Source organism: Micromonospora sp. NPDC003816, from assembly GCF_042874705.1.
GTDB lineage: Bacteria > Actinomycetota > Actinomycetes > Mycobacteriales > Micromonosporaceae > Micromonospora.
Genome location: NZ_JBIANP010000007.1, coordinates 232474 through 254699, shown reverse-complemented (window position 1 = coordinate 254699; position 22226 = coordinate 232474). Strand labels below are relative to the sequence as shown.

The following is a 22226-nucleotide window of genomic DNA, read 5'->3' as shown; positions in this document are numbered from 1 at the left end:
TACGGTCGCACCGGCAGCGCGCTCTGTCCCTGCCGCTGACCCGGCCGCAGATCGCCGAGGGCCCGCGCCACGGCATTCCCCCACCCCACGCACCGGTACACGCACGCGTCCGACCTCGGACGCTGCCTTCGCCTGCCCGCCGCACGGTGCGTCGACCGGCACCCCGACAACGACAAGGCAGTGACGTCATGACTGAGCACATCCCCACCCCCTCGGCACTGCGGGACGCACCCTTCGGTGCCGACGAACTGGCCGCCGCCCGGACCGACCTCACCACCGGCATCAACCGGATCTTCGCCGCCTCGGCGATGTCCGCCAGCGGACACGGCAACATCAGCGTCCGGCTGCCGGGCCACCACGACCTGCTCGCGATCAACGCCGGTGAGCTGCTGCGCCCGTGGCCCGCCGACGACCTGCGCGTCGGCGTACCCGCTCTGCGGACCGTCAACGACGAGGTCGTCGTGGTGAACCTCGACGGCGAGGTGCTGTTCGGCACGCCCAGCCCGTCGGTGGCCGCCATCCTCACCATGCACGTCGGCGTCTACCGCACCCGCCCGGACGTGGCCGCCGTCATCCACACCCACTCGCCCTACGCCACCAGCTACGCCCTCGCCTCGACCAGCCTGCCCGCCCGGTACGAGGCGTTGCTGGTGCACGGCCAGGCCGTCGACGTCCCGGTCGCACCCTGGGCACCGCGTGGCACCGCCGACGCGGTACGCGCCATCGCCGACACCTACCGGGCCCACCCCGACACCTACGGCGTCCTGCTCGGCAACCACGGCCTGCTCGTCGCCGGGGACGACGCGAAGCACGCGGCGAGCCTGGTGGTGGCGATCGAGGAGGCGGCCGTGTCGAGCGTCGCCGCCCAGCCGCTCGGCGGGCCGGTGCCCTTCCCGGAGCACGTCCGCGACCTCGACCTGCGTCTGCGCTTCTGACCGACCCCGTTCACCCCCTGAGAATCGAGACAGAGCATGTTCCGTACCACCCGGACCCTCCGGCACGTACCCGCCACACCCGCCCTTCGTCGCGGCCTGGCCGGCGTCCTCGCCGCCACGCTGCTGACCAGCGCCCTCGCGGCCTGCTCCGCCACCGACGACTCCGCCGACGCGGCCGGCGGCACGGACGGCCTGACCACGGTGCGGCTGGCCTCCGCGCCGCTCGGACACCTCGCCCCGATCTACCTCGCCCAGGACAACGGGATCTTTGCCAGGCACGGCCTGCGGGTCGAGGTGGACACCCAGACCTCCGACCTGACCTCGGTGCCGTCGGTGCTGGCCGGCAAGGTGGATTTCGCCACCGGCGACCTCACCACGCTGATCGTGGCGCGTACCCAGGGGCTGGACGTCAAGGCGGTGGTGCCCGCGTCGGCGTCGACCGGCAAGGCCGGTGCGGACTACGGCGCGCTCGTGGTGGCCGGCGACTCCGGCATCACCAGCCCCAAGCAGCTCGAAGGCAAGACGGTGGCGGTGAACATCCTGACCAACATCGCGGCGGCTGCCTCCCGCGAGGCGGTCCGCACCGCCGGTGGCGACTCCGACTCGGTGAAGCTTGTCGAGATCCCGTTCCCGCAGGTCCCGGCCGCGATCAGCGAGGGCCGGGTGGACGGCGCCTGGGTGGTCGAGCCGTTCCTGTCGGCGGCCAAGGCGCAGGGTGCGGTGCCGGTCGGCTGGGGTTTCACCGACCTGGCCGAGGACCTGACCGTCTCCGCCTGGTACACCTCGGGCACCTACATCGGGCAGGGCCCGGAGGTCGTCTCGGCCTTCCGCGACGCGATCCGGGAGGCGTACGCGTACGCCCGCGAGCACGAGGACGAGGTGCGCGCGAAGATCCCCACCTTCACCCAGATCAGCCCCGAGGTGGCGAACAGCATCACCATCACCGGCTGGCGGGACGAGGTGAGCCGGCAGGCCGCCGAGAAGCTGGCCGGGTACGCCCAACGCGACGGTCTGATCAGCACCGCGCCGAACCTCGACGAGCTGATCCTGCCGTGACCACGAGCAGCCGCACGCCGGCCCCTACCCGGGGGTCGGCCGGCGGCCCGGTCGCCGGTCGCCGGCTGCTCGGCGTGGTCGGGCTGCTGGTCGCGGCGGCGGGGTACGAGGCGGTGACCCGCACGTTCTTCTCCCCACTGCACGTGCCACCGCTCTCCGCCGTCGCCCCGGAGGCGCTCCGCCTGCTCACCGAGGCCCGGTTCTGGACCGCGACCGGCCGCACCCTGCTGGCCGTCGCGTCCGGCCTGGTGATCGCCGTGGTGGCCGGGATCGTCGGCGGTTTCGCCATCGGCTCGGTCCCGTGGCTGCTGCGGGTCACCTCGTCCACCCTGGACTTCCTGCGCCCGGTCCCGTCGATCGTGCTGATCCCGGTGCTGGTCCTGGTGCTGGACGTCGCCCAGATCACCGTCCTGCTCGTCGCCGTCTCGTGCTTCTGGATCGTGCTGTTCCAGGTGTTGTACGGGCTGCGCGACGTGGACCGGGTGGCCGTGGACACCGCCCGCAGCCTGCGACTGGGCCCGCTGGCCCGGGTCGTGCACGTCACCTGGCCGACGGTGCTGCCGTACCTCGGCACCGCGCTGCGGCTGATCGTCTCGGTGGCGCTCGCGCTGGCCGTCACCGGCGGACTGGTGATGGGCGCCGCCGGTCTCGGCGAGCTGATTTGGCGCAGCCAGGAGTCCGGCGAGTTCACCGGCATGTACGCGCTGGTGCTGCTGACCGGCGGGGTGGGGATCCTGCTCGACCTGGGCGCCCGCCTGGCCGAACGCCGGCTGCTGCACTGGCACGTGGCGACCCGGCGGGAGGTGGCGACCGGATGACCGGCCCACGATCCGTCCCACTGCGTACCGGCCTGGCCCGGGGGGCCTCCGCCGTCGGATTCGCGCTGGGGCTGCCGGTGTTGCTGTTCACCCTCTGGTGGGTGCTCAGCGCGGACAGCACCACCATCTTCCTGCCGCCGCTGCGCCGCATCGTCGAGGCGTTCGGTCAGGTCTGGCTGTCCGACGTCTTCGTCCGCGACGTGGTGCCGAGCCTGCGTCGGCTCGCCACCGGCTACGCCGCCGCGCTGGTGATCGGCGTCGGCGTCGGCTACGTGGTCGGCCGCTGGTCGGTGGTACGCGCACTGACCGGCCCGATCCTCGCCTACTTCCGGGTGCTCCCGGCACCGGTGATGATCCCGGTGCTGCTGGTCGCGGTCGGCATCGGCGACGCCACGAAACTGATCGTCATCGTGCTGGGCGCGGTCTGGCCGATCCTGCTGAACACCGCCGACGGCGTGCGGGCCGTGGACCAGGTCCACCTGGAGACCGCCGCCGCGTACCGGCTGCCGGGCTGGACCCGGCACGGCCTGATCCTGCGTGCCGCGAGCCCGCAGGTCTTCGCCGGTGCCCGCCAGGCGCTGGGCATCTCGCTCATCGTCATGGTGGTCAGCGAGATGCTGATGAGCACCGACGGCCTCGGTTTCACCGTGATCCGGTTCCAGCGCACCTTCGCCATACCGCAGATGTGGAGCGGCGTACTCCTGCTCGGCCTGCTCGGCTTCGCCCTGGCGAAGGTCTTCGAGCTGGTCGAGCGGCGTGCCCTGCGGTGGCACCGAGGCGCCACCGGACGAGAGGAGTCAACGTGACAGTCGGACCCGACCTGCTGCGGATCGTCGCGCTGGGCAAGTCGTACCGGGCCCGGGAACGCACCGTGGACGCCCTGGCCGGGGTGAGCCTCACGGTCGGCGACGGCGAGTTCGTCACCGTCGTCGGGCCGTCCGGCTGCGGCAAGACCACGCTGCTGAAGATCGTCGCCGGGCTGCTGCCCGCCTCGACCGGCGAGGTGTACCTGGCCGGGCAGCGGGTGACCGAGCCGCCGGCCGACCTGGGCGTGGTCTTCCAGGAGTACGGCCGCAGCCTGTTCGCCTGGAAGACGGTGCAGCAGAACGTCGAGCTGCCGCTACGGCACCGGGGCATCGGTCGCGCCGCACGCCGGGAGGCGGTCGCCGAGGCGCTCGACGCGGTCGGGCTGGGCCAGACGGCACGGGCGTACCCGTGGCAGCTCTCCGGCGGCATGCAGCAAAGGGTCGCCATCGCCCGCGCGATCGCGTACCGGCCCCGGCTGCTGTTGATGGACGAGCCGTTCTCCGCGGTCGACGCCCAGACCCGCGGTGACCTGGAGGATCTGCTGGCCACGCTCTGGCGGCGGTACGCGATGACCGTCCTGTTCGTCACGCACGACATCGACGAGGCGGTGTACCTCGGTCAGCGGGTCGTCGTCCTCGGTGCCGCCCCGACCGGCGTCGTCGCCGAGTTCCCGGTCGATCTGCCGGCGGACCGCGACCAGCTCGGCACCCGCTCCTCGGCCCGCTTCGGCGAACTGCGTGCCCAGGTCTATGCGCGGGTCCGCCGCGCACCCGAACCCGAAACCCCGCGAGCAGAGGTGACCCGATGAGCGAGCAGTCCCCGGAGACCGCACCACGCTGGCAGGACACCGGCGGCGGAGAGGGCCCGCTCTGGTCCTTCCCCGTCGGCGAGGTGGAGGTCTTCCCGATCCGCGAGGTCGACTACCTCCCGCTCCCGACGGACTTCTTCCCGCAACTGGAGACCGAGTCCTGGACCGACGACGCCTTCTACACCGCCGAGCCCTTCACCCGCGACGGGCGGATCGTGCTCAACCAGGAGGCCCACCTGCTCCGGACCAGGGATCGGCTGATCCTGGTCGACGCCGGTGGCGGCAACGGCAAACCCCGCAACGGCGGTGTCTTCGACCGCGCCGACCGGCCGTTCCTGGAGCAGTTCGCCCGCGCCGGGGTCAGCCTCGACGACGTCGACACGGTGGTCTTCACCCACCTGCACGTCGACCACGTCGGCTTCGCCACCAGCGCCGACGGCTCCGGTGGCTGGGTGCCGACCTTCCCGAACGCCCGCTACCTGGTGGTCCGGGAGGAGTTCGACTGGTGGACCGGCCCGCAGGGCGCGGCGGCGATGCGGCGCACCGGCGACTACCTGGCGGACAGCATCCTGCCGCTGCGCGACGCCGGTGTGCTCGACCTGGTGCCGGCCGACCACGTGCTGACGCCGGAGATCCACCTCGTGCCCGCGTTCGGGCACACCCCCGGCAACGTCTATCTGGTGGTCGAGTCCGCCGGCCGACGTGCCCTGTTCGCCGGGGACATGCTGCACCACGGGGTGCAGTTGGAGCGTCCCGAGTGGAGCATCCGGTACTGCGTGGTGCCGGGCGACTCCGCCGACCAGCGTCGCCGCCTGCTGGAACGGGCCGCCGACTCCGGTGACCTGCTGGTGCCGACGCACTTCCCGTTCCCCGCCGCCGGGTACGTGCACCGGGCCGAGCGCGGCTTCACGTACACCTTCATCGAGGTCTGATGCCGCCGCTGTTCGTCGCCGACTTCCACACCCACCACGCCTGTCCGGCCCATCCGGCGCTGCCGCCCCGGCACGCCGCGCCGGAGCTGGCCGACCGTTGGCGCGGGCTGGCCCGCCGGATCGCCGACCTGGAGGGGCTGCTGGCCGACACCGGCCGGCACGGCATCGACCTGCGGGTGCTCAGCGCGCCACCGGCGCTGGTGACCCCGCACGGCGAACGCACCCGCCCGGACGACCTGCGGCGGCTCAACGACCACCTCGCCGAGGCGGTGGCGAGCGCACCGGACCGGCTCCGGGGCCTGGCCACCGTCGACGCCTTCGCCGGTGAGTCGGCGGCCGACGAGGCGGTACGCGCCGTACGGGACCTCGGGTTGTCCGGGCTGGTCGTGGACTGCGCCACCGACGGGCTCCTGCTCGGCGCGAAGGCCGCCCGCCCCACCCTGGTCGTCGCGGCGGAACTCGGCGTACCCGTCTTCGCGCACCCGATCAGCCCGGTGGCGATGACCACCGCCTTCGCCGGTCTCGGCCGGTTCGGCACCTCGCTGGCCCGGGGCACCATCAACGCCGCCGCGCTGCTGTCGCTGCTGGTCGACGGCGTGCTGGCCGACCTGCCGGGGCTGCACGTGGTCTTCCCGATGCTCGGGGTCGCGGGCCTGTCCCTGGCCGCCGCCACCGACGGGGGAGAGGTCCTGACATCGGCGGCGCCCGCGTCGCAGCGCGCGCACGTCTATCTCGACACGATGGGGTTCGCGCCGGCCGCGATCAGGTTCGCCACCGACCTGCTCGGTGCCGACCACGTGCTGGTCGGTGGGGACTGGCCGATCGGTGCGCGTGCCACCAGCCGCGCGCGGGTCGAGTCGGCGCTGGCGCTGGCGGGACTGGACGAGACCGACACCCGGCTCGTCGCCGGCGGCAACGCGCTGCGTCTGCTCGACGGCTGACGACGGCGACGCGGCAGGGTTGCCCCTTCGGTCGCGTCGGGCGGGTCAGCTCACGGTCGCGCGGCCCAGGTAGCCGGTCACCACCGCGACGATCTCGCCGGTCAGTTCCGGCTCGCTGATCCGGTCCGGCTGCTGTGCGACGAAGCGGTGCACCAGCGACTCGACGACCGCGACCACGACTCGGGCGCTGCGCTCCGGGTCGGCCGGTGTCAGGTCGGGATCCCGCCGCAGCAACGATTCGACGGCGGCAGCCGCCTCACGCTCGGCCTCGTGGAAGCGGGCCAGCAGGTCGGGCGGGCGCGGTGACTCCTCGAACAGCACCCGGTGCAGGCGCGGGTCGCGGGTGTGCAGCTCGGCGCAGGCGCCGACCACCGCCGGGAGCCACCGGTCCACCGGGACGGGGCCGTCAGGGAGACCGGCGAGGCTGACCCGGACCGCCTGGGCGGTCTCGTCGACGTGTTCCAGCGCCAGGGTCAGCAGGATCGAGTCCTTGTTCGGGAAGTACTGGTACAGCGAACCCACCGAGAGTCGGGCCTCGGCGGCGATCCGGTCGGTGGTGCCGGCGGCGTGGCCGTACTCGGCGAAAACGCGAGCCGCCGCGTCGAGGATGCGCCGACGGGTCTGCCAGGCGCGCTGCTGCCGGGGCGTCTTCCTGGGCTGATGCGGTGCGGGCCGGGGTGGCACCGGGCGACTCCAAACGCGAGTAAACAAAGCGAGGTATTCCTCATATCATAGCCATGAGCAGGTAAAACGATGAAAGGTGGAGTGTGGAATCCGGTCGGCGTACGTACCAGGAGGTCACCCGGTGGCTCGACTACCAGCGCTTCTATCCCACATGGCTGCGCAGCGACGTCGACGACGCCCCGGCCGAGGAGTGGTGGCGCTGGCGGGGGCTGGACGTGCACCTGGACCGGCTCGCCGCACCGGACGCCCCGGTGAAGCTCCTCCTGCTGCACGGTGCCGGTGGGTACGGGCGGATGCTCGCCCCGTACGCGCGGATGCTGGCCCATCTCGCCCCGGTGGAGGTGCTCGCCCCGGACCTGCCCGGTTACGGACTGACCCGCGGTGACCGACCGGTGGCGTACCCGGAGTGGATCGACTGCGTCGCCGACCTCGTGGCGGCGGAACAGGCCCGCGACGGCCGTCCCGTCTTCCTCCTCGGCGCCAGCATGGGCGGCATGCTGGCGTACTCGGTCGCCGCCACCGTCGACGTCGCCGGCCTGGTCGTCACCTGCCTGCTGGACCCGCGTGACGTCACCGCGCGGATGCGGATGACCCGTCTGCCGGCCATGGGCCGCGTCACGCCGTCCCTGCTCGGCCCGGCCCGGCCGCTCGACGCCTGGCGGGTGCCGATGCGCTGGATCGCGAACATGGGCGCGATGAGCAACGACCCGGCCCTCACCGCGCTGGTCGCCACCGATCCCTCCGGCGGCGGCAACCGGGTCGCACTCCGCTTCCTGCGGACCTTCCTCACCTCCGCCCCGCCGGTGGAGCCGGAGGCGTTCACCGCCTGCCCGGTGCTCATGACGCACCCGGCGGACGACCGCTGGACGCCGGTCGCGCTCAGCCGTGCCTTCTTCGACCGCATCGCCGCCGACAAGCGGCTCGTGCTGCTGGAGCGGGCCGGACACCTGCCCGTCGAGGAACCGGGACTGACCCAGTTGGGGCAGGCCGTCAGCGACTTCGTCAGCTGACCGTCGACGCTGACGGCGGGTGGGTCAGCGCGGCACGACACCGTTCTGGTACGCCCAGACCACCGTCTGCAACCGGTCCCGTACGCCGATCTTGGCCATCGCCCGGCCGAGGTGCGACTTGACGGTGCTGGTCTCGATGAACAGCTCGGCGGCGATCTCCACGTTCGACAGACCCTGGGCGAGCAACCCGACGATCTCGGCCTCCCGTGCGGTGAGCTGGTGCGCGGCCACCGCGTCGGTGCGCGGTGCGGCGGTGCGGCGGGCGAACTCGGTGATCACCCGGCGGGTGACCGCCTGGTCGACGAGGCCGTACCCGCCGGCCAGGCGGCGTACCGCCTCGATCAGCTCGTCGGGTTCGCAGTCCTTGAGGATGAACCCGCTGGCACCGGACTCCAGCGCGCCGAAGACGTACTCGTCGAGGTCGAACGTGGTCACCACGAGCACGGCGGGCGGCGTCTCGGTGGCCTCGGCGACGATCCGGCGGGTGGCGGTGAGCCCGTCGCCGCCGGGCATCCGGACGTCCATGCAGATGACGTCCGGCCGGTGCCGGCGGGCCAGGTCGACCGCCGCGTCGCCGTTCGACGCCTCGGCCACCACCTCGATGTCCCCGGCCTGCTCCAGGATCACCCGGAATCCCATCCGCACCACCGCCTGGTCGTCCACGAGCATCACCCTGATCACGCCGGGTCCCCCTTCGCGGTCGCCGTCGCGGTGCGCGCGGCCTCCGGTGCGGTCGGCAGGCTCACGGTGACCGACCAGCCGCCGTCGGCGGTCGGCCCGGCGGTGAACTCGGCACCGATGAGCTGGGCGCGTTCCCGCATGCCCACCAGGCCCACGCCGCCGGTGGTGCGGGCCGCCGGCTCGGGCCGGCGAGGCGGCGGATCGTTGCGTACCTCGAGCGTCACCCGGCGGTCCAGGTAGCGCAGGGCCACCCGGACCGGGGCGCCGGGGGCGTGCTGGCGGGCGTTGGAGAGCGACTCCTGCGCCACCCGGTAGAGCGCCACGTCGGCGATCGGCGGTACCTCGCGCGGCTGCCCCTCGCGGACGAACCCGACCGGGCCGCCGAGGTCACCGGCGGTGCGGACGAGGTCGTCGAGGACGGCCAGGCCGGGCACCGGGACCGTGCCGTCGCCCGTGTCCGCCCCGGTCCGTCCGCGCAGCACCCCCACCACCAGCCGCAGGTTGTCCAGGGTCTGCTTGCCCTGGGCTCGGATCCAGGCCACCCCGGCACGGGCCGCCGCCGGATCGCGGTCGATCAGCCGCTCCACCGCCGCCGCCTGCACCACCATGCCGGAGAGGTGGTGGGCGGCCACGTCGTGCAGCTCCCGCGCCATCCGGGACCGCTCCGCGCCGATCGCCGCCTGCACGCCTGCCCGCTGTGCCCGGACCGCCTCGTCGGCGCGTACCTTGACCAGCTCGACGTAGCGCCGGTAGGTGGCGACGTAACCGCCGACGAAGGCCGCGCCGAGGTAGGTCAGGGCGCTGGCGGTGAAGCTGCCGAGCACGGCGAGCAGGACGTCGGGGACGGCGAGGACGGCGGTGGTGACCACCGCCCCCGCCGTCTCCACCAGCGTGGCGGCCCCCGCGATCAGCAGCGCCGTCCGGACCGGCCGCAGCGTGCCGACGGTGTACGCGGCGACGAACGGTGCGATGCCCCGGATCGACATCTCCGGCAGGGACAGCCCGACGATCGCCAGTTGCAGGGCGACGACCAGGGCGAGACAGAGCCGTGGACGCACCCGGCGTAGGCAGAGCAGCATCGCCTGCACGCCGCAGAGCCCGAGCACCGGCCAGGCCCGCTCCGGGTCGACGGAGAGCCCCTCCGCCGGTGCGACGACCCAGAGCAGCAGCGCCAGCAGCAGCAGGGTGAGCACGGTGACCGCCGCCGCGAACAGGCCGTCCCGGGCGAAGCGGCCGGTCACGCCGAGTCGGGTGAGCTGCTCGTCGAGCCGCCTGGTCAGCCGGGGCGACCGGGGCGTCGCCTCGATCTGCGGATCAGGGTGGGTGCTCATGCGGTGGACATCCTTGCTCCGGTCCGTCCCGGATCGACGTGTCAGTAGGAGATGCTAGGCGCGAGCAGCATGAACTCGACGGCGAACCAGCCCGTACCGGCCAGGGCCAGCAGGATCAGGGCGCTGGCGGTGATCCGGTGCCAGCCGACGCGACGGCGTACGTCGTCGACCAGCCGCACCGTGGCGGGCAGCACCCCGAGCAGGCCGATCAACTGGAGCGCCTGCACGGTGCGCAGCGAGGTGGCGGAGACGTCCTGCAACCCCATGACGGCCACGACGCTCACCGCCCAGCCGGTCAGCGCGAGCAGCGCACCGGCGACCGCGACGCGGCTGAGCACCCGCGCGGTGCGTCCGGCCCGGTCACGACGCGCCCGACCGAGGACCCGTCGGACGAGGGCGCCGAACGGCCAGGAGAGCACCGTCAGCGCCAGCACCAGGACGGAGACGCCGAGCACCGGTACGACCACCGCCGTGGCCCGTGCCGGCTCGACCGGCAGCAGGGTGAACGCGGAGTCGTAGCTGATCGCCGTCACCCGGTCGTCGGTGACCCGCATCGCCAGCAAGCGATGCCCGCCCACCTCACGCCAGACCCAGGGGGTCACCTCCTCGTACAGGGCAGGGGTGGCCGACAGTGGGCCCGGCTCGAACAGCAGTCGGTTGTCGTCGGCGACGCTGACCGTGGTCCGGCCGACCAGACCGATCAGGGTCAGGAAGTTGCTGTGGATCCCGCGTGAGTCGGTGTACGTGCCGACTGCGGCGGCGGCGTGTGCGGCGCTGGTCTCCGCGTCGACGCCCGCCGGTCGCTCCGACATGGCCGGGAAGTAGCGGTCGGCGAAGCCGTTGACCACCGCCTGGCGCAACTCGTGGCTGTCCAACTGGCCCCGGCCACCGCCGTTGAGCGAGAGGAAGATGCCGGCCCGTTCCTGGGGATAGATCTGCAGGTGCGAGTGGAAGTACATGGTGTCGCCGCCGTGGCCGAGGATGTGTCGGCCGTTGCGGCTCTCGTCGAAGAGCCCGAGCGTCATCCGGGGGCCGTCCGCGAGGGTGCCGAGCGAGGTGGCGTCGAGCCCGGGACGCTGCATCAGCTCGCGGGTGGGCGCGTCGAGCAGCGGCCCCTCGCCGACCGTCTCGCCGGTCAACGCCAGCATGAAGCGGGCCATGTCGGTGGCGGGTGCGCTCAACGCGCCGGCCGGGGGAGTGCCGACGATCTCGAACGGGCCGGCGACACCGGCGGCGTCGTACCCCTTCGCCACCCGATCGGCCAGGGCCGGAGGCAGCGGCTGCGCGAACGTCGACGACGCCATCCCGGCCCGGGCCAGGACGTTGCGGTCGACGTACTCCTCGAACCGCGTCCCGCTGACGTGCTCGACGATGTATCCGGCCAACGCGTTGCCGTAGTTGGAGTACGCGGGCACGGTGCCCGGCCGGTAGATCTGCTCCGGCGGGTCGGTGGCCAGGGCCTTGCGCAGGTCGGGGCTGCCGCCGTCGAGGCCGATCAGGCCGGCGACCCGCTCCTCGAATCCGGCGGTGTGGGTCAACAGGTGCCGCAGGGTGACCGGCTCGTCGTAGCGGCGGGGCACGGTGAAGTCCAGGTACTCGTCGACGTCGGCGTCGAGGTCCAGGTCGCCGCTCTGCACGAGCTGGAGGACCGCGACGGCGGTGACCAGCTTCGACACCGAGCCGACCCGGAACAGGTGCCGGTCCGGGTCGACCGGTACGGCCTGGCCGGAGCCGGAGCCGGAGCCGGAGCCGGAGCCGGTGTCCGCGTGGCCGTAGCCACGGGCGGTCAGGATCTCGCCGTCGCGGACGACCGCGACGGTGGCACCCGGGATGCCGGTCCGCTGGAGCGCGGCGGGCAACAGGCCGTCGAGCCAGGCGTCGAGGTCGGCGGCGTTCAGCGCGGCCGGGTCGGCCGGTACGCCCGGAGCGGGCGGCGTGGGAACGGACAGGACGGTCGGTGCGGCGCCGCACCCGGCGGCGGTGGCGACGGCGACCGCCGCGACCAGGGCCGCGCCGAGTCGACGCAGGCGGAACGCCCGGGACCGGGCGGGATCGTGGCGAGACATGTCGGGCTGCCTTCCAGGCCGATCGGGTGTCCGGAGGGGTCCGTGCGGCGTCACCCGGTGCCTGAGAGAAGCCTGCGTGAACGGGAGCGTGGTGCCATCTGGCGCAGGACGGCATTCGACCTACGACCTTTGTCGGAAAACCACCCCGTTGCCGCGTCCTCGCATATCGCGCCGGCACCCGGGGTACGTCGATCTTCAGCGACCGTGGCGAGGATGGTGCGCCGGTCTCCCGACCGGGAATCCCCGCCGCCGAGGAGGAGTGGATGATGTCGATGCGTAGGTGGCTTGCCGGTGCGGGCGTGGTGGCGTTGGTCGTCTCGACGGGGGCCTGCGGTGACGCCACCCCGGATGCCGCCGCCACCCCCGAGGCCACGGGCACGCCGGCCGCCAGCGCGACCTCCGCCGCGCCCACCCCGACGGAGGCGTCACCGTCGCCGACCAGCGCCAATCCGCCGGTGCTGTCCGGCGACCGCCAGGTCACGATCACCCGGGTCGACGCGGTCGAGTCGGGGCTGTCGTTGACCGACGAGCGGCTGGCCGAGGTCGACGGCGACGAGGGCCGGCAATTGTTCGTGGCGACCCCGGTCGAGGGGCAGACCTTCCTGATCAAGTCGTACCGGGGTGCCGGCGGTGGCCCCGGCACCGGCGAGCCGGTCTGCTGGCAGGTGCAGAACCCGGGCAACTCGCAGCCGCTGGTGGTGCAGGGCGCGGAGTGCCAGGAGAGCGAGCAGCGGCAGCTCTTCACCATCGCGCCGAACCCGGAGAACGCGGAGACCTACCTGATCAGCAACAACTCGGCGTACCTGCGGAACACGCGGAACAGCGGCCTGATCATGGAGGAGCTGGGTGACGCCGCGCCGTTCGACAGCTTCCGCTTCAACGACAACGGGGCCGCGCCGTCGTCGTGAGTGCAAGGAAGGGTCCCCTGCTATACACCAGGCGATAGCAGGGGACCCTTCCTTACATCCGGGGGGTGGGTGTCAGCCGCGCCGCCACTTCTGGTTCGCGCCGCCGAGGCACTCCCAGATGGCGAGGCGGGCACCGTCGGCGTTGACCCATCCGCTGATGTCGACGCACTTGTTCGCCTGCGGGTTGACCAGGTCACCCGCGGCGGAGAGGACGAACTGCTGGGCCGCGTTGCCGCTACAGGTAGCGATCTGGATCGCCGCGCCGTTGTCCCGGGAACCCCAGGCCACGTCCATGCACATGTTGTTCTGGGTACGCAACGTGCCGTTGACGAAGCTCCACGACTGCGCCGCCGTGCCGTTGCAGTTCCAGGTCTGCAGCGGTACGCCGTCGGAGAAGTTCGAACTCGGCACGTCGATGCACTTGTTGTTCCAGTTGCTGATCAGCCGGTTCCCGCTGCCACCGCCGCTGGTGACCAGCGTGAGCCCGTACGCGCCGAGGATCTCGTTGACCGGCTGGAACCAGGTCTCTCCGCCGGTGGAGCAGTCGCCCCAGCCGCCGGAGGTGACGCCCTGCGCCTGGTTGCCGCTGAGCCAGGCGCCACCCGAGTCGCCGCCCTGGGCGCAGGCGTTGGTGCGGGTCAGGCCGTGCACGGCACCCTGCGAGTAGTTGACCGTCTGGTTGCGACCCAGCAGCGTGCCGCACCGCCAGCCGGTGGTGCGACCGGACCGGCAGACCGAGCTGCCGATCGCGGCGTCCTGGGAGCCGGCCACCGACACGTTGCCGCCGGAGTAGTTGTTCACCCACGGTTGCGGGGTCCAGTTGCTGTTGGTCCGCACCCAACCGTAGTCGCGGCCGGGGAACGTCGAGCCGGCGAAGGTTCCCTGCGAGACGTTGTTGTAGCCGAGCGTCGGGCTGCCGACCCGGCCGCAGTGGCCGGCGGTGACGAAGCCGCCCTGCACCGCGAAGCCGACCGAGCAGAGCGTGTTGCCGTTGATGACGTACTGGTCCCCACCCCGGATGTCGTAGTTGATCCGGGGCGCTTCGGCGGACTCGACGATCCGGACCAGGGCCGCGTCGACGCCGCTGGCCTTGACGAAGGCGGCGGCCTCGGCGGTGGCACCCCGGCCGGCGGTCACCACGATCCGGTTGGTCGTCACGTCGACCGCCCAGCCGTGGACGGCGTCCGGTGGCGCCTTGCCGGCGTGCCGGTCGAGCGTCCGCTTGATGCCGTCCAGGGTGGATTCGCTGCGGGCGGCGGTGGTCACCTCGGCACCTTCGGCGCGGACGGCGGCGGCCAGCGACGGGTCGGTGACCGCCACGGTCAGCCTCGTTCCGCCGGCCGGGATCCAGGCACCGGCGAAGGCCGTACCGAGTCGGGCCCGTAGGCGTCGCTCGACGGTGGCGGCACCGGCCTCGACGCGGAGCCGGGTCAGCACCTGCGCGTCGGTCAGCCCGAGGTCGCGGCGCATCGCGCGGACCATCTCCGGCGCGAGGCCGGTGACCGAGGTGTCGGCGGTGGGGGTACCGGCGGTGTCGGCGGCGAGCACGGCCGGCGGAGCGGCGAGTGGGGCGAGACCGGCGACCAGGACGGCCGCCAGGGCCGCGCGCAGGGCGCGTGGCGCTCGTGGCATGGGACTCCTCCTACGGGGGTGGGGCGACGCGGGGGCATCACCGGGAGTTCGACCAAGAGAGCGCTCTCACGATCAAGTCTGTCGATGTGACAGGTAACTGTCAAGACTCCTGCCAGTTATGTCGGCGCATGATCCGTCCAGGTCGGACGGCGGGTTGGTCAGCGGGAGGGTGTTCGGGGTGGCAGCCAGCCGACGAACCGCTCATGCAGTTCCGCCGGGCCGGTCCCCGGGTGCCGCTCGGTGAGCTGCCGGAGCGCCTCCTCCCAGAGGATCGCCAGATAGACCAGCAGATCGGTGCGGCGGGTGCCGTACTCGGCGAGGAGGTCCCGCTTCGCCCGCCCGCACGGCCAGGCGGTCCCGCAGGCTCGGCACCGCCAGGTGGGGCGGGACGCCACATGGTCCCGGCAGCGTGCGGTGGGTACGACGTTCGCCGCTCTGGTCGCGGGCACGGCAGATCCTCCTCCGTCGGCGGGGGGTGGCGCCCGCCCGTCGGCGGCCCCCGGAGCGACGTGGGTGGGCCCCCACCGCACCACGTCGCCTGACGGATACCTTGCCCAGAGTCTCCGTGCAATCACACAGCGTTGTGATATTTCCGTCGTCGATCACGGACCGGACGCGGCACCGGCTCGGAGATACCTCCCCGAGCCGGTGCCCACCACGCCTGTCGGATCAGGCGACGAAGCGGGTCCGCCGCCGACGCGCCAGCAGGAAGCCGCCCGCACCGGCGACGACCAGCAGGAGACCCGCCCCGGCGAGCAGGCCGGTGGAGGCGCCGGTGATCGGCAACTCACCGCCTGCTCCGCCGCCGGTCGGGTTCACCCGGATCGCGGCGGTGTCGTTGCCGGGGTCCAGATCCGCCATCGCGCCCTCACCCGACCTGGTCTTGAGCGTGACCGTGCCGGTCTGACCGCCGGCCCGGTCGACCCGGAGACCGAACTCGAACGCCACCCGCTCACCCGTGCTGATCGTGCCGCCGGCCTGGCACACGTAGCGCCGTCCGCCGGGCTTGCCGGGCGCGTACTCCTCGGAGTCCAGGTCGCTGCAGGACGTCGGGACGGTGACGGCGGTGACGCCGTCCGGCAGGGTCACGTGCGTCGGGACCTGCAGACCGCCCTGGCCGTCGGCCCCGGCGCGCGCCGGCCCGTTGTTGAGGTAGCCGACCCGCATCGGGACGGTGGCGCCGACCGCGCCTCGGACGGTGGCGCCCTCGGCGGCGACGTCGCCCCGCAGGTCACCGGCGACGTCCAGCCGTACCGAGATCTCGTTGCTGAATCCGTCGACGTCGGTCTGGGGGTGCGAGCGGGCCCGCATCTCGTCCACCGCCGCCAGCGTCAGTTCCTCGTCGGTCCCCCGGGGGCCGAGCGGTCCGGGCTTGCGGATCAGGTCCTGGTACTCCTCCCAGTCGGCCGGGGTGAACCAGGTGTAGTGGCTGTGGTGCCGGTTCGGTGCCCAACTGTCGGTCGGGACGGTCCCGCCGAAGGTGGAGTCCACCCGCACCGTCTCCCCGGGCTCCAGCGAGTCGTCGAACGTGCAGACGAAGACGCTGTCGTCCCGTGCAGGATCGCCGTACTCGCAGTTCCGGTACCGCTTCGACGGCGTGAATCCGAGCGAGCCGGACACGTACAACCGCAGTCCGTGGGCGGTCGTCGTGCCACGGTTCGACACCGCCAACGGGACGTCGACGCGGGCACCGAGACTGCTGTCGAGGCGGAGGTCGCGGCCGTTCGCGCTGACGAGATCGACGCCCTCGCCGACGGTGACGGTGGCCCGGTAGGTCCCGGCCGCGAAGCGAGGCTCCGTGACGGTGACGACCACCTCACCGCGTTGGCCCGGCTTCGCGTCCGCCGCCGCCGTCACGCGCAGGCTGAACAGCTCCGTACCCCAGTCGGTGTCGGTCGTCAGAGCGCAGTCCAGCACGGGTCCCGCCGTCGTGCAGAGCGGAGGACCGCCCGCGTGTCGGACGTCGGCGAACGCCATCACGTCACTGCGGTCCACCCGCATCCGGTAGGTGGTGCCGTAGGTGCCGCCGCGTTGCTCGACCGACATCCACTTGCCTCCGACGCCGGGAGCGACGGTGACGCTCCGCAGGCGAATGTCGCTTCGCGGCGCGGCCGTCCGGTCGGCGGCGGCCGGAGGCGTCGCGGTCGGAGCCGAGGTGGTCGGCGCGGAGGTCGGTTCGGCCGCGGCGGGCGCGCCGCCGACGGCGGTGGCGACGAGTACGCCGACGACGGCCACACCGGCGAGCCGACGCCGGAGAGCGGAAGATGACATGGCGGATTCCTCAGGGTACGAACGACGAGGTGGAGCGGGGCTACCCGGCGGACGGCGGGCCGGGTGGGCCGTGCCGGGCGCGGAGCCGGAGCGTGGTGGTGCGGCGGATCCTGGGCCGGGTAAGCCTCTCACGGCGTCGGGCCGGCGCGGATCAGCCGGCCGGTTGCCGTCGCCGGTGGGAGAGGTCGGCATGGTGGTGCCCGCCCGGGTGGCTGTCCGGGTCGGTGTGCACGGTCGCGCTGGTCAACCGGGGCACCGCGTGGGTGAGCCGGTGCTCCGCGTCGGCGGCGATCTCGTGCGCGGCGACGAGGCTGAGACCGGCGTCGACGACCAGGTCCGCCTCGGCGTGCAGGCGGTGGCCGATCCACCGCAGGCGTACCCCGGTCACGTCCCGGACGCCGTCCACGTCGCGCAGCGTACGTTCGGCCCGGTCCACCAGCGTCGGGTCGACCGCGTCCATCAGCCGGCGGTAGATCTGCCGTGCGGCGTCGGCGAGCACGACGGTGATGGCGACGGCGATGGCGAGACCGACCACGGGGTCGGCCCAGCGCCAGCCGAGCGCGGCGCCTCCCGCCGCCGCGACCACGGCCAGCGAGGTGTAGCCGTCGGTGCGGGCGTGCAGGCCGTCGGCGACCAGGGCGGCCGATCCGATCCGCCGTCCGACCCGGATGCGGTAGCGGGCGACCAGTTCGTTGCCGACGAACCCGACGACACCGGCACCGGCCACCCAGGGAACATGACTCATGTCGGTGGGGTGCAGCAGCCGGCCGATCGCAGTCCACGCGGCGGCGACGGCCGACGCGGCGATGGCCGCCACGATGATGATGCCGGCGATGTCCTCGGCCCGCCCGTACCCGTACGTGTAGCTGCGGGTGGCCGCCTTCCGTCCGAGCAGGAAGGCGATGGCGAGCGGGACGGCGGTCAGCGCGTCGGTGACGTTGTGCAGGGTGTCGCCGAGCAGCGCCACCGAGCCGGAGTGCACCACGATGACCGCCTGGGCGGCGGCGGTGACACCGAGCCCGACCAGCGAGATCCACAGTGCCCGCAGCCCCTCGCGGGAGGTCTCCAGCGCCGGGTCCACCCGGGTACGCGAGTCGTGCGAGTGCGGTACGGCCGCATGCCGCAGCCGGTGCCACCGGCCGGGCCTGCCGTGGTGACGGTGGTCGTCACGGCGGTCGTGGTCGTGGTGGTGGTGATGATGGTCGTGCCGGCCCTGGGTCACGTGTCCCCCCGAGGAGAGCGGGGCCTGTGGTCCCGGCGATAATATGTGCCCATGTACGCACGCGACAACGTTGCAGGAGCCAGTGAGCGGCAACAACCCACCCCTGGCGACGGTGAGGTCGAGGCGGCCGTGCAGATGCTGCGGATGCTGGCCGACGGCACCCGGCTCCGCCTGATGTGGCTGCTCAGCGCGGGCGAACACGACGTCGGTTCCCTGGTCACGGCCGTCGGTGCGGCCCGCCCGGCGGTCTCCCAGCATCTCGGCAAACTCCGCCTCGCCGGGCTGGTCAGCGTACGCCGGGACGGTCGCCGCGCCCTCTACCGCGCCCGCGACGGCCACGTACGCCGACTGGTCGCGGAGACGCTGCACGCCGCCTCCCACCGCGTGACCGGTACCCCCGAACACGACTGACCGGCCCTGTCGTGGCGCCGGAACCGGAGGTCGAGGGGTCGTCCATCGCGGAGGCGTCTGCGGGACCGTGTCGGAGTGCTTCGCGGTCGGTCCGGTGGGCGGTCCGCTGCGACAGGGCAAGGGGTACCCGGCCGCTGTCGAGCTGAGAGCACAGACGGTTCAGCTCGACAGGGCCCCCGCTGTAGGCCACCTGCCCTCAGCTTCGGCCACGGCTCGGACGATCCGCGTGCGGTTCAGGACGAGGCGTCCTGCACCAGCCGGAGTTGGCCGATCTCGGCGACGTTCTTCATCAGCTCGGCGTTGACCCAGGCGAGCAGGTGCGCGACGGTGTGTTCCGGATCGCGCGGCCAGGGAAACGGGGCCACCTCGTCGAGGTCGGCGTCGGAGAGCCGGTCCAACACGGTCGACCACTCCGTCCGCAGTTCGCGCAGCCAGGACACGGTGGGCTCGCCGTCGCCCGGCCAGTGGACGTCGGTGCGCTCCCGGGGTGACCGGCCCTGAAGATGGTCGATGGCCACGCTCCACCACCAGCCGACGTGCCAGGTCAGCCAGGCGATGGTGGGGACCGGCACCGGGTCCGGCTCGGTGTCGGCCCAGTCCGGCACCCACCGGCCGGCGTCGTCCGGGCGGACCGTCCAGGAGAGCGCGGCGACCTCGCGGCGGAAGTGCGCCGGCTCCAGCCGGTCCAGGTGGTACTCGAACAGCGACCAGGTCAGGTCGAACTGCCAGCGCAGCAGGTCACGACGGGAAGACGGCATCCGGCGATCCTCACACCCGGTGGCGGCCCGGTCGAACGGTTATCCCGGCCCGGCCGCGGTCGGGGACCAGGGCCAGGGCACGTCGCGGAAGGCCGCCTCGACGAGCAGCGCCTCGACGCCGTGCAGGAACGGCGCGATCCGTTCCGCCGGGAAGTAGCGGGTGTCGGCGGTGACGACCAGTTCGACCGCGCCGGGCGCGTCGAGCACCTGGACCCGGCAGCGCCACGGGAACCGCTCCAACTCCGGCAGCCAGCGGAACGCGCTGTCGCCGACCATCGCCCGCAGGGCGGTCTCGTCCGGGCCCGCCGCCGTCGGGTCGACGTCGCGGGCCAGCCGGGCGTCGTTGAGGTAGCAGTACGCGGACAGGAAGGTCCGGTGGTCGTGGCCGAGGTCGGTGAAGGTGCGCTCCCACACGGCCGGGTCGTAGTAGGCGTGCCGGTAGGCGTCCAGCGCTCCCCGCCGGGCCCGGGACAGCAGGTCGGCGAAGCCGGGCCGGTCGGCCAGGTCGAGCCGACAGAGCCCGATCTGGTTGAGGGTGCCGACCGCGTCCTGGTGCCCAGGCTGGAAGCGGTTGCTGGCCATCACCACGATGCCGCAGGACTCCTGCCCGCCGTCGCCGGTCAGCCCGGCGGCGGTCGCCGCCAGCACGACGTTGGAGGTGCTGACGGCGTTGCGGGTCGCGATCAGGCCGGCCGCGTGGTGGACGGCGTGGGAGACCAGCGACCCACGCCGGTAACGGGGTGCCGGCGCGGCGCCGACCGGGTCGGAGAGGTTCGCCGCCAGGCCGGGCAGCTGCCGCACCCAGTACGCCACCGCCCGCTCCGACCGTCGTCGTCCGGCGTCGCGCTCCCGCCCGGCGAGGTCGACCGACTGGAGGCCGACCGGCGTGTCCAGGGTGCCGTGCCGCAGGAGCCTGCGCAGGTCACGCAGCACGACGTCGGTGGCGTGGAAGTCGACGGTGGCGTGGCTGAACACCAGCACGATCTGGCGTACCCGGTCGTCGACGGTGACCAGTGCGACCCGCAGCGGCCACTCGGCGACGTGGTCGAAGCGCGACGCGCGCAGCCGGGCGGTCAGCTCCGCCGCGAGCGCGCGGCCGTCAGGGTCGTCCACCGGCCGGGGTACGGCGTGCACGCCGACGGGCAGCCGCCCGGTCGCCGCCATCTCCTGGTGCACCTCGTCGTCCCGGCGGCGGAACCGGGTGCGCAGCGATCCGTGCCGGGCGACCAGTGCGCCGAGGGCCCGCACCGCCTCGGGGACGGTCACCTCGGTCCGCGCCGACACGGCGAGCGTGCGGGGGAGACTCAGCACCCGGTACGCGGCGGGGGACTCGAACTCCTCCACGGTCCGCCACATGGCGCGTTGTCCCCAGGTCAGCGGCGCGCTGGCGGCCCGCCCGCCCGCGAAGTCCGCGTACGCCGTCTCCTCGGCGTGCCCGGCGCGGCGCGGGACCGGCCCGGCGGCGCCGGTGGACGTCGGTGACCAGGGCCATCGCACGTCGTCGAAGGCCGCCTCGACCAGCAACTCCTCCATGCCCCGCAGGAACGGCTCGACGGAGTCCATCGCGAGGTGCCGGGTGTCGACGGTGAGCGTGACGCCCACCGCGTCCGGCTCGTCCACGACGTGGGCCAGCAGGTGCCAGGAGGCCGCGTTCAGCCCGGCGGTCCAGGAGAAGTCACTCTGGGCGGTGGCCGCCCGCAACTCGTCCCGGGTCACCTCGGGCGGCTGGTCGAGGCCGCCGAGTGGCAGCCGGACGTCGTTGAAGTAGTGGTGCGGGTGGAACGCCGTCTCGTAGTCGACGCCCTGCTCCTCGAAGGCGTGCCGCAGCGCGGACGGCTGGTAGTACGCGTGCCGCAGGCCGTTCAGCGACGCCGCCCAGACCCGGCGCAGCAACTCGGCGAAGTCGGTGCACCCGGCCAGGTCCACCACGCAGAATCCGATCTGACCGAGGTTCGCCACCGCCTGCGCGTACTCGGTGCGGAACCGGTTGTGCGACATCGGGAAGAGGCCGGACAGTTCGTGCCCGGAGGTGCGTACGGCCATCGCCTGGTAGCCGGCGAGCAGTGCGGCGGAGACGCTGACCCGATGTCGGGCGGCGACCAGCCGGGCCGCCCTGTCCATCGCGGAGGAGACCAGGACGCCCCGACGCAGGTGCGGCGTCAGCCCCGGCCCGGCCGGGACCAGCGGCTGCCGGGGGAGCCGGTCGAACTCCCGCTGCCAGTACGCCACCGCCCGCTGTGAGCGCCCCCGGTCGGGTCCCTGCTGGAGCCGGGCCACCTCCGCCGACTGCGGACCGGCCGGAGTGTGCAGGCCGCCGCGCAGCAGAAGCAACCGCAGGTCACGCAGCACGATCTCGACCGCGTGGGCGTCCACCGTGGTGTGGCTGAACACCAGCACGATCTGGCGTACCCGACCGTCCACAGTCACCAGTGCGACCCGCAGCGGCCACTCGGCCGAATGGTCGAACGCGACGTCGCCGAGCCGTTCGGCGGCCTGCCGTGCGGCCTGCGCACCGTCACCGGTGCCGGGATGGAGCAGCAGCGGGAACAGCCCGGCGGGGGCGACCTCCTGCCGGGGCTCGCCGTCGACGACCGGGAGCCGGGTGCGCAGCGCGGAGTGCCGGCTGACCAGCGCACCCACCGCCCGGGTCGCGGTCGTCACGGTCACCCCGGCGCGGGGGGAGACCGGCACGGCCCGCCGCAGGTTGAGGAACCGGTGGTTGGAGCCGAACCGGGCGATCGAGCGCAGGAGGACCTGCTGAGCCCAGGTCGGCGGTGCCGTCCCGGCACCACCGCCGGAGAACTCGGCGTAGCGCAGCGGTTCTGCCGCCCACTCGGCGGGGACCACCGTATCCGCGAATCGCATTCCTGACGGTACGACGGTCCGTTCCGCTGCTGGATCGATCGATCGAGTCCTACACAGTGGACCGATCAGCCGATCCACCCTCTGGGAAGC

General features: G+C 73.0%; 20 protein-coding genes. 10 read left to right on the top strand and 10 right to left on the bottom strand.

Translation table 11 applies throughout. The features are described from left to right. The first annotated feature begins 188 nt into the window (after window positions 1-188). From ACFYTT_RS23045 to ACFYTT_RS23015, 7 genes are read left to right on the top strand one after another with little or no spacing between them, the layout of a single operon-like run. The gene (locus tag ACFYTT_RS23045) at window positions 189-935 is read left to right on the top strand and encodes a class II aldolase/adducin family protein (protein WP_387262052.1); all 747 of its coding nucleotides are present in this window, start codon (window positions 189-191) and stop codon (window positions 933-935) included. 36 nt (window positions 936-971) lie between these two features. Beyond that, entirely contained in the window at window positions 972-1991 is a 1020-nt protein-coding gene (locus ACFYTT_RS23040) for an ABC transporter substrate-binding protein (protein WP_387262049.1), read from the top strand. After that, window positions 1988-2809 (top strand): ABC transporter permease, encoded by an 822-nt coding sequence (locus ACFYTT_RS23035; RefSeq protein WP_387262046.1) that lies wholly within the window; start codon window positions 1988-1990, stop codon window positions 2807-2809. Before ACFYTT_RS23040 ends, ACFYTT_RS23035 begins: the two co-directional genes overlap by 4 nt. Then, window positions 2806-3615 carry an ABC transporter permease gene (locus ACFYTT_RS23030; protein WP_387262042.1) on the top strand — a complete coding sequence of 270 codons (810 nt, stop codon included), beginning with the start codon at window positions 2806-2808 and terminating at the stop codon, window positions 3613-3615. The genes ACFYTT_RS23035 and ACFYTT_RS23030 overlap by 4 nt, the downstream gene beginning before the upstream one ends. Beyond that, complete coding sequence (locus ACFYTT_RS23025; RefSeq protein ID WP_387262039.1) at window positions 3612-4424, top strand: ABC transporter ATP-binding protein; 813 nt, start codon at window positions 3612-3614, stop codon at window positions 4422-4424. Before ACFYTT_RS23030 ends, ACFYTT_RS23025 begins: the two co-directional genes overlap by 4 nt. Beyond that, window positions 4421-5356 (top strand): MBL fold metallo-hydrolase, encoded by a 936-nt coding sequence (locus ACFYTT_RS23020; RefSeq protein WP_176093888.1) that lies wholly within the window; start codon window positions 4421-4423, stop codon window positions 5354-5356. Before ACFYTT_RS23025 ends, ACFYTT_RS23020 begins: the two co-directional genes overlap by 4 nt. Continuing rightward, the gene (locus tag ACFYTT_RS23015; protein ID WP_387262036.1) at window positions 5356-6297 is read left to right on the top strand and encodes an amidohydrolase family protein; all 942 of its coding nucleotides are present in this window, start codon (window positions 5356-5358) and stop codon (window positions 6295-6297) included. The genes ACFYTT_RS23020 and ACFYTT_RS23015 overlap by 1 nt, the downstream gene beginning before the upstream one ends. 45 nt (window positions 6298-6342) lie before the next feature. Here ACFYTT_RS23015 and ACFYTT_RS23010 read toward each other — a convergent pair whose 3' ends face one another. Then, window positions 6343-6981 carry a TetR/AcrR family transcriptional regulator gene (locus ACFYTT_RS23010; RefSeq protein WP_161594917.1) on the bottom strand — a complete coding sequence of 213 codons (639 nt, stop codon included), beginning with the start codon at window positions 6979-6981 and terminating at the stop codon, window positions 6343-6345. An 83-nt stretch (window positions 6982-7064) separates the two neighbouring features. On the opposite strand from ACFYTT_RS23010, the gene ACFYTT_RS23005 reads away from it, so the two are divergent. Then, window positions 7065-7991 (top strand): alpha/beta hydrolase, encoded by a 927-nt coding sequence (locus ACFYTT_RS23005; RefSeq protein WP_387262033.1) that lies wholly within the window; start codon window positions 7065-7067, stop codon window positions 7989-7991. A 24-nt stretch (window positions 7992-8015) separates the two neighbouring features. On the opposite strand, the gene ACFYTT_RS23000 is transcribed toward ACFYTT_RS23005, so the two are convergent. The 3 genes from ACFYTT_RS23000 to ACFYTT_RS22990 are packed head-to-tail and all read right to left on the bottom strand — an operon-like array spanning window position 8016 to window position 12069. Then, complete coding sequence (locus ACFYTT_RS23000) at window positions 8016-8660, bottom strand: response regulator transcription factor (protein WP_217706088.1); 645 nt, start codon at window positions 8658-8660, stop codon at window positions 8016-8018. Between the two features lie 8 nt (window positions 8661-8668). Beyond that, window positions 8669-10003, bottom strand: coding sequence for a histidine kinase (locus ACFYTT_RS22995; RefSeq protein WP_387262030.1), 1335 nt, complete (start codon window positions 10001-10003; stop codon window positions 8669-8671). Window positions 10004-10044: 41 nt separating this feature from the next. After that, the gene (locus ACFYTT_RS22990) at window positions 10045-12069 is read right to left on the bottom strand and encodes a serine hydrolase domain-containing protein (RefSeq protein ID WP_387262028.1); all 2025 of its coding nucleotides are present in this window, start codon (window positions 12067-12069) and stop codon (window positions 10045-10047) included. Window positions 12070-12335: 266 nt separating this feature from the next. Between ACFYTT_RS22990 and ACFYTT_RS22985 the strand changes: the two genes are divergently transcribed. After that, window positions 12336-12977, top strand: a complete 642-nt coding sequence (locus ACFYTT_RS22985) for a hypothetical protein (protein WP_387262025.1) — start codon at window positions 12336-12338, stop codon at window positions 12975-12977. A gap of 72 nt (window positions 12978-13049) precedes the next feature. Here ACFYTT_RS22985 and ACFYTT_RS22980 read toward each other — a convergent pair whose 3' ends face one another. The 4 genes from ACFYTT_RS22980 to ACFYTT_RS22965 all read right to left on the bottom strand — a co-directional run bounded on the left by ACFYTT_RS22980 (window position 13050) and on the right by ACFYTT_RS22965 (window position 18102). Next, window positions 13050-14609 carry a ricin-type beta-trefoil lectin domain protein gene (locus ACFYTT_RS22980; RefSeq protein ID WP_162854376.1) on the bottom strand — a complete coding sequence of 520 codons (1560 nt, stop codon included), beginning with the start codon at window positions 14607-14609 and terminating at the stop codon, window positions 13050-13052. A 158-nt stretch (window positions 14610-14767) separates the two neighbouring features. After that, entirely contained in the window at window positions 14768-15058 is a 291-nt protein-coding gene (locus ACFYTT_RS22975; protein ID WP_176093895.1) for a flavin reductase, read from the bottom strand. Between the two features lie 220 nt (window positions 15059-15278). After that, window positions 15279-16880 (bottom strand): LPXTG cell wall anchor domain-containing protein, encoded by a 1602-nt coding sequence (locus ACFYTT_RS22970; RefSeq protein WP_387262021.1) that lies wholly within the window; start codon window positions 16878-16880, stop codon window positions 15279-15281. A gap of 151 nt (window positions 16881-17031) precedes the next feature. Then, the gene (locus ACFYTT_RS22965; protein WP_387262018.1) at window positions 17032-18102 is read right to left on the bottom strand and encodes a cation diffusion facilitator family transporter; all 1071 of its coding nucleotides are present in this window, start codon (window positions 18100-18102) and stop codon (window positions 17032-17034) included. Between the two features lie 51 nt (window positions 18103-18153). Between ACFYTT_RS22965 and ACFYTT_RS22960 the strand changes: the two genes are divergently transcribed. Then, window positions 18154-18513 carry an ArsR/SmtB family transcription factor gene (locus ACFYTT_RS22960; RefSeq protein WP_387262015.1) on the top strand — a complete coding sequence of 120 codons (360 nt, stop codon included), beginning with the start codon at window positions 18154-18156 and terminating at the stop codon, window positions 18511-18513. Between the two features lie 233 nt (window positions 18514-18746). On the opposite strand, the gene ACFYTT_RS22955 is transcribed toward ACFYTT_RS22960, so the two are convergent. Together ACFYTT_RS22955 and ACFYTT_RS22950 are read right to left on the bottom strand one after the other, a co-directional pair. Beyond that, on the bottom strand, window positions 18747-19271 hold the full coding sequence (locus ACFYTT_RS22955) for a DinB family protein (RefSeq protein ID WP_387262013.1): 525 nt from the start codon (window positions 19269-19271) through the stop codon (window positions 18747-18749). A 39-nt stretch (window positions 19272-19310) separates the two neighbouring features. Continuing rightward, on the bottom strand, window positions 19311-22136 hold the full coding sequence (locus ACFYTT_RS22950; protein ID WP_387262010.1) for a condensation domain-containing protein: 2826 nt from the start codon (window positions 22134-22136) through the stop codon (window positions 19311-19313). Window positions 22137-22226 lie beyond the last annotated feature (90 nt).

Excerpts from the sequence above, each read along its gene's own strand:
- ACFYTT_RS23020 (WP_176093888.1), top strand. The coding sequence starts at position 4,421 with ATGAGCGAGCAGTCCCCGGAGACCGCACCACGCTGGCAGGACACCGGC.
- ACFYTT_RS22950 (WP_387262010.1), bottom strand. The coding sequence starts at position 22,136 with ATGCGATTCGCGGATACGGTGGTCCCCGCCGAGTGGGCGGCAGAACCG.
- ACFYTT_RS22970 (WP_387262021.1), bottom strand. The coding sequence starts at position 16,880 with ATGTCATCTTCCGCTCTCCGGCGTCGGCTCGCCGGTGTGGCCGTCGTC.
- ACFYTT_RS23040 (WP_387262049.1), top strand. The coding sequence starts at position 972 with ATGTTCCGTACCACCCGGACCCTCCGGCACGTACCCGCCACACCCGCC.
- ACFYTT_RS22995 (WP_387262030.1), bottom strand. The coding sequence starts at position 10,003 with ATGAGCACCCACCCTGATCCGCAGATCGAGGCGACGCCCCGGTCGCCC.
- ACFYTT_RS23030 (WP_387262042.1), top strand. The coding sequence starts at position 2,806 with ATGACCGGCCCACGATCCGTCCCACTGCGTACCGGCCTGGCCCGGGGG.
- ACFYTT_RS22960 (WP_387262015.1), top strand. The coding sequence starts at position 18,154 with ATGTACGCACGCGACAACGTTGCAGGAGCCAGTGAGCGGCAACAACCC.
- ACFYTT_RS23015 (WP_387262036.1), top strand. The coding sequence starts at position 5,356 with ATGCCGCCGCTGTTCGTCGCCGACTTCCACACCCACCACGCCTGTCCG.
- ACFYTT_RS22990 (WP_387262028.1), bottom strand. The coding sequence starts at position 12,069 with ATGTCTCGCCACGATCCCGCCCGGTCCCGGGCGTTCCGCCTGCGTCGA.
- ACFYTT_RS22985 (WP_387262025.1), top strand. The coding sequence starts at position 12,336 with ATGTCGATGCGTAGGTGGCTTGCCGGTGCGGGCGTGGTGGCGTTGGTC.
- ACFYTT_RS22980 (WP_162854376.1), bottom strand. The coding sequence starts at position 14,609 with ATGCCACGAGCGCCACGCGCCCTGCGCGCGGCCCTGGCGGCCGTCCTG.
- ACFYTT_RS22955 (WP_387262013.1), bottom strand. The coding sequence starts at position 19,271 with ATGCCGTCTTCCCGTCGTGACCTGCTGCGCTGGCAGTTCGACCTGACC.
- ACFYTT_RS23045 (WP_387262052.1), top strand. The coding sequence starts at position 189 with ATGACTGAGCACATCCCCACCCCCTCGGCACTGCGGGACGCACCCTTC.
- ACFYTT_RS23000 (WP_217706088.1), bottom strand. The coding sequence starts at position 8,660 with ATGCTCGTGGACGACCAGGCGGTGGTGCGGATGGGATTCCGGGTGATC.